Consider the following 12,249-nt stretch of genomic DNA (forward strand, 5'->3'; position numbering starts at 1 on the left):
GGCAATGGCGCGTCTGGCGGCCGGCGAGCGTAACCGGCGGAGCCAACCTTCCAGGCCCAACGCGGGGATCGGGGCATCAGGACATCGGCGGGCGAGATCTCGGGGTGTCGTGGAGCGCGGAGAACTCCACGATCACCCCGGTGATCTCACCCGCCACGCGATCATCCTGAGCCGGGAGGACTAGCTCAGGGAAGCTTCTGGACAATCAGCCGCCGACCCCCGCCGACAAAGGCCACCTCTTTACCGTCGGGTGAAACACTGGGCGATAACGCAGCACCCTCCGCCTCGTAAAGCCGCCGAGAATCGCCGCTGCGAAGGTCGATTTCAAAGACTTCCCCCGGACCGTTAAAGGAGACTGTAACGATCGCCTTAGTTCCCCCTGGCACGAGAGCCAGATCAGGAAGCCCATGCAACTCCGGGCCTATCTGGCCCAGCGCGCCCTTTCCTTCCGATATGGTCATCAACCGCCAGACGCGCCGCTCGTAACCGTCCAGTTGATCCGGCTGCGGCTCGTTGGTGGCAAGGAAGATAATACTTCCGTCCGCAGCGACCGAGGGCGACTTGGCTGATTTTCCCGATCGGCAGGACCAACTTCCCCAGTCTGCCAGCTGACTTCCGGCAGGTTCCCCCAGTGGTTGAATCTCCCAACAACCGTCTTTACCCACACTGAGGTAACCATTCCGGCCGTCGTCGCTCCACGTTACGTCGACCGCACTCGGCACGTCCAGGAGAGCAGCGAACACACCAGTGGTTTCCGAGTAGGAAACCAACCTTTCAAAGCCGTCACACTTCATCCCCAGCCCCAGCACCTGCGGTTTAACGGCGAACAAGAAATCGAACGAACCACAATGGTCGGGAACGTCCACGTCTGATGCCAGCTTGCGGTCTCGTCCTGCATCGCGGAGCCAAAGCTCGCTGTCCTCGGAGCCGACCTCGCGGAGGAAATAGATCTTGTCCTGCGAAACCCACGCCACATTGCCGACCCGCGATCGCTCCAACACCGACGGCGCACAACCGCCCGCAGCCATGAGAGTTGCGCACATCGCCAGCGTCGAAAATAATTTCCTCATCAGCTCACTTCTTAGGTGGAACCATCCGCAGGTTGCCGTCGCGCGTTGTACGAGTATAAGGCCCTGTACTCGGATCATACCCGTCGAGCATGGCGAGCAAGCGCACCTCGATCTTCTGCTCAGCGGTGCCGGATGCGCCGACAGGGGCGACATAATTCCATTTGGACCGGACTTTCGCGCCTATGCGCGCCCCAACGGCGTTGTTGTGCAGATCGGCATTGGAGTCTTCGGATCCCCACATTTGCCCCGACTTATCGCCATCCCGCTCGTGCGCTTCACCCAGATAAAGAGCGTCTTCGACCGTGAAGCCGTTAGCGGTCATCAGCGCCATCCAGTACGCATGCCTAAATGCGTTCCGCTCACCATTCTCCCAACCCTTAAGATCCTTCAGGTCGTCCGCGCGCTCGATTGCCTGATTTGAGAGTGCGTTAGCGAGTGCACAGTTGTATCCACCCATGTCAGCGCACCATGCGGCTTGGCGGACAGGGACGCCGCCACCACTCGGCTCATCTTCGGCATTGATGGTCGGGCCGGCCTTGACAGCGTTCGGGGCCTTTTTAGTGGCGGAGGTGGGGCGGGTGCTCTTTTTCGGCTTCGTGGTGCTCTTCTTGTGCTTGTTCCCCCAGTCGATGTTCTTCTTGGTTCCACAACCTCCCGGGCAACCACCGGCACCGCGCCCGTCCCCCTTCTTCAAGGGTCGCGGATCGTACCCACGGCAATCGAACTCCAGACAATCAGAGGGGATAAGGCCAGAGGGATCGCTCAATGTCGCAGGGCTGTTGCTTGCGTAGGCATAGGCGTTCCACTGCTGCGGATCCGCTTCATCGATCAGCATGTCGACGCTCAGGAACCGGCCGATAGCGGGATCGTATTCTCTGGCCCCTAGATGCACCAGCCCTGTGGGGTCTTGGGTCCCGCCGACGAAGCTCTTCTCAATGGGCCACTCGTCGGGCTGGGCGCCTCTGGATCCGCCGAACGGCAGCGTGCGCCGTCGAGCGACGGTGAGGCTGGCGGGATCAAGAGCAAGTTCGCTGGTGTTGTGGTGGTCAGCGACGAACCATGTCAGGCCGGTGATAGTCCGGGCGGCGATGATGGCACCGCCATGCTGATAATGGCGGATGCCCGCAACCTGATTCTCAGCGGTAAGGCGCAACTCCGTGTCACCCAGGTAAAGGGTCGTCCCCCCAGCGTCACGCCGAATCAGCCTTCTGCCGGCAGGGTCATAGACATAGCTGATGCTCTGGTCGCTCTCGGTGCTTGTGGCGAGATGGCCTTCTGCATCCCAGGTCAGAGTTTGGCTCTTGCCATCAACGATGCGGCTCGTGGTGTTGCCGGCGGCGTCGTACTCGTAAGTGTCGCTACGGACGGTTTCACCGGTGTAATCGACTTGAGCGAGTTGGTGAGGGGCAGGGCTTCCGGCAGCCGGGTAGCGATAGGTTGCCGTGGTGGTACCAGTAGCACCGAAGCTGGTTTGGCTGCGTCGGTTGCCGATGCTGTCGTAGGTCCAGCTCAACCGGTAGGGGTCGGCCCCGCCTCGTTGGGGACTTTGGCAGTCCGAGCTCACCTCGGACCACGCCTCGGTTAGCCGCCGTAGATAGTCGTACCGGAAACACTCGACCTGGTCGCGGCTGCCGCCAGTTTTTCCCGCGATGGCCGTGAGGTTGCCCGCCTCGTCGTAGGCGTATTCGTTGGTCGCTTTGTCGTCGAAGGTGTCAGGTGTTACCTGGTTTTCGGTGTCGACCTGGCGGGTGATCAGACGGCTAGTGGCCTCGTCGCGAGTATCCGTTAGACGGATTCTCTTGGTACCAGCACCGAGCAGGCGGCGGGCAATGCTGTTGTCCCAACTGTATTCCGTGGAGCTGACATAGGTGTTCACCCCGGACATAGTGCTGAGAAGACCCACATTGTTGTAGCCATAGGTGATCGTTTCGGAGGGAAGGCCGCCCGCAGCTGGCGCGACTGTGGTGGCGACTGACCCGTCCGGGTTGTAGGTCATGCCGGTGGCATAGGTTCCGGCAAGGGCCCCTTCTGCGGCGGGGACGGTGATGGTGGTACCGGTTGGGGCATAGAGGTCGGTGTAGCCGGTGACCGTCGTCGTGTAGGCGTTGGCGCCAACGTGACGGGTGGATGAAGTGAGTTGGCCCTTGGCCACGGTGTCGTAGAGGTAGGAGGCGCGTAGCGGTCCGGTGATTGAGTCGTCATGGAGTTCTTTGAGGCGACCGAGGTCGTCGTATACGCGCGCCAAGACCTCACCTCGCCCATCTTTGGTGGTAACGAGCTGACCGGCATTGTCGTAGGCAGAGGTAGTGGTGCCAGCATCTGGGTCAACGCGCTTGATCTGCCGGCCTAACAGGTCGTATTCGCTGCTCCAGGGGTTGCCGTTGGCGTCGGTCATGGTGGTCAGCCGGTCAAGGGCGTCGAAGGAGTATTTGGTTTCGTCGTAGTCACCGCTGGGTGATGAGCCCTTGTACTGTCGAAGAGCGGTCGTGCGGCCCCGAGCGTCAATGACGGCGGTGGTGGGGGTGGCACCTCCCGGTGGATCAACGGTGACACGATCCCCGCCGTAGCTGGTGACGGTCTGCCACTTGAGCACACCCCAGCGACCAGAGTGCTTCAACGGTTCTCCGGCCTACACCGTCGTAGGTCATCCGCTGCTGGGCGGCGACGCTCGCGTCTGCGAACGCGACCAAGGTGCTGGTAGGTCCTGCGGTGCCGTTGTAGAAATTGGAGGCCTTAGCCGCGAGACCACGGCCGTCATACTGCGTGTCAGCAACAGATCGCTTACCGTCAGGAGCTGTTGTTTGCGTTTGCCGCAGCCGCGCAAGCCCGTCATAGATCTCGAAGGAGCTGATCTGGTTGTTGTTCGGACCAAGAATCTTTGACTGGGTGTAGCTGGGCGCCGCCTTGGTGATCGAGTAAACATATTCCCGGTTGCCTGGGTCGCTCGTGGGACGGCCCGGCAGCCATACCTTGGCAAGCCGTCCCAAGGCGTCATAGGTGGCGGTGGTCGTCTTGTCGTTGGCGTCCGTAGTGATCCTCGACAGTCCCCGCGCCGGGTCGAGAACCGTCGTCGTTTCCTGCAGCAGCGGATTGGCGATCTTAAAGCTTTCCAACAGGCCGTTGGCACCGTGGGTGTAGGTGGTGGTGGTGGTCCGTCCGAGGGCGTTCTTCACGGTGCTGGGCCGTCCCCACGGGTCCCAGTTCGCTTCACCTCTGACGATCCAGTTGGGAGTCGTTCCGTTGTACTTGTCGGCTTCCTCGGTGCGCGTTACATCGCCGACGACTGGCAGCGCCGACAGGCTGGGGCTGCTTGCTCCGGGTTGGTCGTAGTAGTAGCGGGTGTCTCCGAGGGCGTCGGCGGGGAAGGTTGGGGTGGCTGGGCAGGACACTGCCTCGGTGTGTTGGCTGGCTTGGGGGGAGGTGAGGTAGCGCTGTTGGCGGGCGAGGAGGTCGGCTTTGCCGTCGCCGGTGATGTCGCCGGTGGCGATGAACCAGTCGGTGTCCAGACCGATGAGGCCGGTGGCCAGGCGGAAGCGGGCGGCGTAGCCGCCGGTGCCGTTGCCGGCGTAGAGCCAGATTCCGGCTTGGTCGGCGGCCATGATGTCGGTCTTGCCGTCGCCGGTGATGTCTCCCCAGCCGAAGGCTTGGCTGTAGGCGTTCCAGCCGGAGGTGCCGATCTGCGTGCCGGTGGCGACGGTGCCGCTGCCTGTGCCGGGCCAGATGTACAGCGCACCGTTGGTGTTACGTCCGAGGACGTCGCCCTTGCCGTCGCCGGTGAAGTCGCCGGGAGAGAACAGGTCGTAGTTCTGCCAGCTCGTGGTGCCGATCTGGGTCGGGTTGGACAGGGTGGTGGCGTTGTTCCACCGCCACAGGGTGCCGTCGGGCCTGGAGCCGATGACGTCTGGTTTGCCGTCACCGGTGAAGTCGCCTGGCGAGAAGAGGTCTTGGTAGGCGTTCCAGCCACTGTTACCGATCTTGACCGCGGATCCGTAGCCGCCGCTGCCGTTGCCGGGAATGAGCCACAGACTGCCGTCAGCGGGCCGTCGAGCGATGAGATCTGTTTTGCCGTCGGCGTTGAAGTCCCCGGCTGGGAAGGTCACGTCGTAGCCGGACCAGTCGGCAGCCACCACGGTGGGCAGCAGGTTGAGCGCTGACGGGCCGGTGCCGTTGAAGCGTCGCAGGTTCGGCGTGGCGTTGCTGGCGTAGGTGTAGGTGGTGCAGGTTTCGTCGGCGGGCGCGGCGGTGTCCGTGTCACCGACGTCGTCGACCTCGGTGAGGAGACCGGTGGAAGAGTTCCAGGTGTTGTTGACGCGGGTCGAGCGCCACGTGTTGGTCGACGTCAGCCAGGTGTAGGTCGATTCCTGGGCGGTGCGGGTGATATACGAGGTGTGTTTGGTGGGGATCGCCCATTCGGCGGTGAGAATCCGCTGCCCGGTCTGGTGCGACACCGGCGTGTAGATCGTCTTGGTCAGGGCCTGCCCGTTCGGGCTGGCGTACTCGATCTTTTCGTGGAGGAAGCCCCGACGCGACCAGTCGTCGTTGGACACCTGGCTGAGGGAGTTCGTAATCGACGACGCCCGGTTCTCGCCGGTGTCAGTCGAGTCGAGCCACAGGCCGCGGTAGTAGAGGTACTTCGTCTGTGTCTGCGGACCGGCGGACGGGCCGGTAGTCACGGTGACGGTGGAGTATCCGCGCCAGTCCGCCCACGACCGCTTCGGCAGGAACGACGCCCAGGTGGCTGCGCCGTTGTCGTGGCCCCACAACACCGGCGTCGACGAGCCGGCTGTGGAGTAGCTGTAGCTGGTCACGACGTCCGGTGAGCCGCCGACAAGGTCCTTCTCCGTGACGGACTTGACGATGTACTTGTGCCACCACGACCACCCTTCGGGTGCCTGCTGAGGGTAGTAGTACTGCGGAAAGCACCGCTTGGTGTTGTTGTCCGGGTCAGGGAAGGCGGTGCCGAACTGGCAGCCCGGGTCCGTGGCCTCGTACGCCACGTCGATCCGGCCACCGGTCTCGGTGTCGATCTGCGCGATGCGCCACTTGCGGGGCTTGGCCATCGTGCCGTTCGGGTCGTAGTCGGCACGCTGGTCGAACCGCACCCCGTTGAAGGTGACCGCCGGCAGCGCAATGCTGCCGCCGTTGGCCTTACCGGTACGAGTGATCGAGGCCAACCACAGCACCGGAGATGTTCCGTTGCCTGTCGCGGGGAACTGGTGCGCCAGATCCCACTGGTCCACCATGCTGTACGTGGTGCCGGTTCCGGTCCACGTCTGCGACGCGATCGAGGTCAGCCGCCTTGTCGACCAGAACGACGCCGGGCCACACGGACTCGCCGAACATGCCAGATCCCACGGAGTATCGGGCCAGTTGGTCTTGTCGTGGGTGACGCACGACGAGGTTAGACACCGATCGGCGGTGTTGAACACAATCTTGGCTGGCGCCGTCGTCGTGCCCTCGCTGCCCACGCGCAGGCCGTACTCGATCCGGTCCAGTTGCGCAGCGCGGTCGTAGGTGACGATGGATGTGCTGCCGACCACGCGCTGCCGGTTGTACTCCTTGTTGTAGTAGTACACCATCGAGTTGCCGTGGGCGTCGACGACGTAGTCAAGGTTCCACCGGTACGCCATCGCGCAACCTGACGCCGCCAACGACGCCGTCGAGAAGCACGGCTCGCCGCTGTCGTTCGACACCACCCGCTGACCCTGCACGGAATTGGTCCGCGTCGTCGTCCCTGGAAGAACGGACTGACCGAAGTAGTACTGGGTTCCGTCAGCGGTAGTGATCCGCCACCGCTCGTTGTTCCAGTTCAACGTGACGTCAGTGCCGTTGTCCGACAGCAACTCCACCTTGGAGCCGTCATCGTCAGCCAACCGCCACACTCCGTCGTCGCCCGGGACGATTTCCGTGGAACGGCCCTGCCAGGCGATTCGGGCGTTGTTCAACCGCCAACAGGCATCCGGCAACCCGTTCGCAGCCGTCCAGTACGTGGTGCCGGGTTCCCGGTCATCCCAGCACGGCCGATACGACCGCTCGATGAAGCCCGGCTGGTAGTCCCAGCCCTCCCCGAGCCACGACGGCTGCACGTTCTCCCCCGCCGTACGACCATCCACCGAACCCGAGCCGTAGCCCAACGACACCTCAGGCTCAAGCTCCCCCGGTACCGGCGGCCCAGAGATGTCGTAGCTCCACGAGAAATCCGCCGACGACCCGCCAGCCACCCACTGCGACGACGCGCTCAAATCCGTCTTCGAATAATCACCGGTGTCCGACGACGATCCCGCCGAACTTAACGCCACAACCGTCTGCTCCGAAGCACCAACCGCAGCGGGGCGGTCCAATCCGGCCGCGGCAGCTTCCTTCTCCGACAAAGCCGGCAGGTCCGGCGTCACCTCCACCTCGGCACGCACCACCCCCGCCCGGTAGTCATTGACCGTGGACAGCGGCTGCGCCTGGCGACACGCCTCCACCTCAGGCGACGTCAGGGCGCACGCTGGCAGGGACACCAACTGGAGACGGGAATCCCAGTCCGCGCCCACAACTGGACAGATGCCGTCATCGATCTCACCAGAGGTGACCGAAGCAGACGCAGAGCCGCCGTCACCTTCGTAGCTGCAACAACCTCACCGTCCCCGTCATGCTGTAGCTGCGGCGTTACGGAGAATTCAGATGTCGGCGTGTTGCTCGTCCTGTCAAAGACGCGCCTAGACGGCTGCACCGGTCGCAATAGCCGGGCCCTGAGCGCTGAACAGATTTGTGATCAAAGGGCCAAAAAGCGGCATTCCTCGACGAGAAATGCCGCTTTGCCCTGCAGCAAAACAAGGTGGAGCCGAGGGGACTCGAACCCCTGACCCCCACACTGCCAGTGTGGTGCGCTACCAGCTGCGCCACGGCCCCTTGCGGTCGCACCCGGTCGCCCGGGCACGGAGAGAACTATACACACGCCCCCCGGCATGGTCATCTCGCGGGGGTCCCCCACCGAGGGGGTCAGTTCAGCGCCACATCCGGCGGGAAGTGGGCCACCGCGGCCATCATGCCGCCCTGCCGGCGCAGCACCATCGGCCAGAGATCATCCGGCCGGTCGACGAACGCGTCACCGGGCAGGGCGTCGAACACGAACCAGGAGCCCTCCTCGATCTCGCGCTCCACCTGCCCGGCGCCCCAGCCGGAGTAACCGGCGAAGACCCGGATCCCGCCAACGGCCTCGCGCAGCTTCTCCGGGTCGACGGAGAGGTCGATCGTGCCGACCGCGCCGGAGACGCGGTGGAAGCCCTTGACCGGCCGGACGGGGTGCCGCATGCGGGCCAGGCAGATGGCCGAGTCGGGCTGCACCGGGCCGCCCTCGAACAGCACGGCCGGGTCGCGGGCCAGGTCGCTCCAGTCGCCGAGCACGTCGGCCACGGAGACCTCGGTGGCCCGGTTCAGCACCACCCCGAGGGCGCCGCCGGGTTCGTGGGCGACGAGCAGCACGACCGTACGGTCGAAGTTCGGATCCTTGAGCCCTGGTGTCGCGACCAGCAGTCGTCCGGTCATCGACTCCATGGCTCGGCCACCGATCGCCTGCCCCTCACTCTGCATGTCCGACACCCGTCAGCCGTGCGCCCGTACGGGCCCGAGGCCGTCGACCGTCCACCCTGTCAACGCCATGTCACGCACCATAGCCTGCGTCCGGCCCGCTGGTTAAGGTCTGACGGGCGGGTGATCACGACGGATCGAGGGAGGGCCGGATGGCGGCGCAGGCCGAACTGGCGGTGATCGGCGGGTCGGGCCTCTACGCCCTGCTCGACGGGGCGGAGCACGTGGTGGACACCCCGTACGGCGAGCCGTCGGGTCCGATCACCGTCGCCGAGGTGGGCGGTCGCCGGGTGGCGTTCCTGCCCCGCCACGGGCGCGATCACCGGTATCCGCCGCACCTGATCCCGTACCGGGCCAACCTGTGGGCGCTGCGGTCGCTGGGCGTACGCCAGGTGCTGGCGCCGTGCGCGGTCGGCGGCCTGCGACCGGAGCTGGGACCGGGGACGTTCGTGGTGCCGGACCAGTTGATCGACCGCACCAGCGGGCGCGCGCAGACCTACTACGACCGGGGCGCGGTGCACGTGTCGTTCGCCGACCCGTACTGCCCGGCCGGGCGGCGCACGCTGCTGGACACGGCGGCCGGGCGCGGCGTGCCGGCGGTGGACGGCGGGACCGTCGTCGTGGTCGAGGGTCCGCGCTTCTCGACCCGGGCGGAGTCGCGCTGGTTCGCCTCGATGGGCGGCACGATCGTCAACATGACCGGTCACCCGGAGGCGGTGCTGGCCCGTGAGCTGGCGCTCTGCTACACGTCCATCGCGCTGGTCACGGACCTGGACGCGGGCGTCGAGGCGGGCGAGTCGGTCACCCACGAGGAGGTGTTCCGGGTCTTCGCGGAGAACACCGACCGGCTGCGCGGGCTGCTGCTGGACGCCGTCGCCGCGCTGCCCAGCGAGCGGGAGTGCGAGTGCGGGGGCGCGTTGGACGGGATCAAGCTGCCCTTCCCGCTGCCCTGAGCGCGGGAAGCGCCCGAAAAGTCGTCTTCGGCCCGATAGATTCGGCTGGTCGGGGGACAGGGCACCGGGCCGTCTCCGGCATCCGCGTGCGGAACGGAGGCAGCCGGCGATGGCGACGGTGCGGGAGGCGACCTACGACCTGCTGCGCGCGCTCGGCCTGACCACGGTCTTCGGCAACCCCGGCTCGACCGAGGAGCCGTTCCTCCAGGAGTTCCCGGACGACTTCCACTACGTGCACGCGCTCCAGGAGGCGTCGGCGGTCGCCATGGCCGACGGCTACGCCCAGGGCACCGGCCGGCCCGCGCACGTCAACCTGCACACCGCGCCGGGCACCGGCAACGGCATGGGCAACCTGGTCACCGCCTGGCACAACCGGACCTCGCTGATCGTCAGCGCCGGCCAGCAGACCCGCGAGATGCTGCTGATCGAGCCGCGCCTGGCCAGCCCGCGAGCGGTCGAGCTGGCCCAGCCGTACGTGAAGTGGGCCCACGAACCGGCCCGCGCGCAGGACATCCCGGCGGCCTTCATGCGCGCGTACGCCTCGGCGGTGCAGCCCCCGGCCGGGCCGGTGTTCCTCTCCCTGCCGATGGACGACTGGGACCGCCCGGCCGACCCGCCGCCGCAGGTGCGTACCGTCGCCACCCGGATCGCGCCGGACCCGGACCGGCTGCGCGGCTTCGCCGAAGCGCTGGCCGCCGCCCGCGCCCCGGCGCTGGTGCTCGGCGCGGCGGTGGACCGCTCGGACGCCTGGCCGGACGCGGTAGCGCTGGCCGAGCGCCTGGCCGCCCCGGTCTGGGCCGCCCCGGCGCCGGAGCGGGCCGTGTTCCCCGAGCGGCACCCGCACTTCCGGGGCGTGCTGCCGTACGCGATCGGGCCGCTGTCGGAGGCGCTGCGCGGCCACGACGTGGTGCTGGTGGTGGGCGCGCCGGTGTTCCGCTACTACCCGCACGTGCCGGGCGACTACCTGCCCGGCGACGCACGGCTGCTGCACGTCACCGACGACCCGGACGAGGCGGCCCGCGCCCCGGTCGGCGAGAGCCTGCTCGGCGACGCCAGGCTGACCATGGCCGCGCTGCGGGAGCTGCTGCCGGCGACCGACCGGGCGGCGCCGTCACCGCGCCCGCAGCCGGCCCCGCCCGAGCCGGCCGACCCGCCGAGCGCCGACGCGCTGTTCGCCGCGCTCGCCGAGGCGTGGCCGGCGGACGGGGTGCTGGTGCAGGAGTCGCCGTCCAACCTGGCCGCGCTGCGCCGGCGGCTGCCGATCGAGCGGCCGCGCTCGTACCTGACGATGGCCAGTGGCGGTCTCGGCTTCGGGCTGCCGGCGGCGGTCGGCATGGCGCTCGCGGAACGCGACACCGGGCGTGGCCGCCCGGTGGTCGCGGTGGTCGGCGACGGCTCGTTCCACTACTCCGTCCAGGCGTTGTGGACGGCGGCGCGGCTGCGGCTGCCGCTCGCCGTCGTGGTCCCGGTGAATCAGCAGTACGCGATCCTCAAGGCGTTCGCCGAGCTGAAACACACCCCTGGTGTGCCGGCGCTGGACCTGCCCGGGCTGGACGTCACGGCGGTGGCGCAAGGCTACGGCTGCGCCGGTGAGGTGACCACGCTGGACGGGCTCGGTGCGGCGCTGACCACCGCGCTCGCCGCGGACCGGCCGACCGTACTGCCGGTGCCGATCAGCACCGACGTGCCGCGGATCCTGTGAGCCTCAGCCGGGCCGGACGGTCAGCGGGGCGCCGCTGGCGGCATCCAGCACGGCCCGGCCGCCGAGCGGCGCGTCGAGCGCGACGCTCACCGGCTTCAGCACGAGCTGCGCGGTGCAGGTGCCGGTGGAGGTGACCACGGCGCCGCCGATCACCACCACGTCCGGCCGTTCCAGCACCAGCGGGGTGGGCGGGCCGTCGCAGGCGCCGACGCCGAGCAGGTAGTCGATGCGGTTGCCCTCGACCGCGCGCAGCTGCTGCGCGGACACCAGACCGTCCGGCAGCGGCTCACCGGGCACCGCGCCGCCGGGGGCCCGGCCGGTCACCCGCGGCGCGACAGCGATCCGCGCCACGGGTACGGCCAGCTCGTCGACCGTGAACAGCCAGGCCGGCACCTCGGCGCGGCCCCGGCTGGTCCACACCGGCGCGGTGCCCAGCCGCACCTCGGTCACTGTGAGCGCGACGCACGGGGTCGGCGCCGATGTCGACACCGGGTCGTCCGGGCCGGGCCGGCCGGTCGGTGCCGGGTCCGGTGCGACAGGGCGCCCGTCGCAGGGCGGCGGATCGCCCTGGCGGAGTTGGGCGTATGCGTCGGCGGCGCTCACCAGCGGTACCCGCAGCGTGCCGTCGGGGAACCGGATCGTGCCGTCCTTCGGTACGGCGGCCGGGATCGGGATCTGGTCCCGGTACCAGCCGGCGCCGAAGGCCGTCTTCGTCTCGTCGGTGAAGCCCGGGTCGCCGGTGAGCACCGTGGGGTCCTGGAGCGGCACGTAACCGTCGCGCCAGCCCGGCCCGGGCCGCCAGCCCGCTGCCACCTCCTGCGCCCGTTCCGTGAACGCGGGCCGCTGGTCCGGGCCGGCCGGCGGGGCCGCCCCCGGATCGGCGCCGGGCGTGGCGCAGGCGGAGAGGGCCAGCAACGGGATACCGAGCAGGGCGAGCACGCGACGCATG

Annotated in this window: 7 protein-coding genes and 1 tRNA gene; 2 read left to right on the plus strand and 6 right to left on the minus strand. The window is 67.4% G+C overall.

From position 1 onward, the window contains the following. Window positions 1–185: 185 nt before the first annotated feature. From Q3W68_RS03145 to Q3W68_RS03165, 5 genes are all read right to left on the minus strand, one after another. Window positions 186–1,148: a hypothetical protein gene (locus Q3W68_RS03145; protein WP_302904992.1), complete on the minus strand. Its 963-nt coding sequence runs from the start codon at window positions 1,146–1,148 to the stop codon at window positions 186–188. Next, on the minus strand, window positions 1,075–3,663 hold the full coding sequence (locus tag Q3W68_RS03150) for an RHS repeat domain-containing protein (protein ID WP_302904009.1): 2,589 nt from the start codon (window positions 3,661–3,663) through the stop codon (window positions 1,075–1,077). The genes Q3W68_RS03145 and Q3W68_RS03150 overlap by 74 nt, the downstream gene beginning before the upstream one ends. Then, on the minus strand, window positions 3,611–7,576 hold the full coding sequence (locus Q3W68_RS03155) for a VCBS repeat-containing protein (RefSeq protein WP_302904941.1): 3,966 nt from the start codon (window positions 7,574–7,576) through the stop codon (window positions 3,611–3,613). The genes Q3W68_RS03150 and Q3W68_RS03155 overlap by 53 nt, the downstream gene beginning before the upstream one ends. 318 nt (window positions 7,577–7,894) lie before the next feature. Further along, window positions 7,895–7,967 (minus strand) — tRNA-Ala (locus tag Q3W68_RS03160). Window positions 7,968–8,057: 90 nt separating this feature from the next. Further along, window positions 8,058–8,648 (minus strand): YqgE/AlgH family protein, encoded by a 591-nt coding sequence (locus Q3W68_RS03165; RefSeq protein ID WP_091418814.1) that lies wholly within the window; start codon window positions 8,646–8,648, stop codon window positions 8,058–8,060. Window positions 8,649–8,797: 149 nt separating this feature from the next. Between Q3W68_RS03165 and Q3W68_RS03170 the strand changes: the two genes are divergently transcribed. Both Q3W68_RS03170 and mdlC read left to right on the plus strand, forming a co-directional pair. Further along, window positions 8,798–9,598, plus strand: a complete 801-nt coding sequence (locus tag Q3W68_RS03170) for an S-methyl-5'-thioadenosine phosphorylase (RefSeq protein ID WP_302904010.1) — start codon at window positions 8,798–8,800, stop codon at window positions 9,596–9,598. Between the two features lie 109 nt (window positions 9,599–9,707). After that, the gene (gene mdlC / locus Q3W68_RS03175) at window positions 9,708–11,300 is read left to right on the plus strand and encodes a benzoylformate decarboxylase (RefSeq protein ID WP_302904011.1); all 1,593 of its coding nucleotides are present in this window, start codon (window positions 9,708–9,710) and stop codon (window positions 11,298–11,300) included. Window positions 11,301–11,303: 3 nt separating this feature from the next. On the opposite strand, the gene Q3W68_RS03180 is transcribed toward mdlC, so the two are convergent. Then, a complete protein-coding gene (locus Q3W68_RS03180) occupies window positions 11,304–12,248 on the minus strand; it encodes a hypothetical protein (protein ID WP_302904012.1) in 945 nt (314 codons plus the stop codon). Window position 12,249 lies beyond the last annotated feature (1 nt).

The sequence above is a fragment of the Micromonospora sp. C28ISP2-4 genome (assembly GCF_030519385.1).
GTDB lineage: Bacteria > Actinomycetota > Actinomycetes > Mycobacteriales > Micromonosporaceae > Micromonospora > Micromonospora tulbaghiae.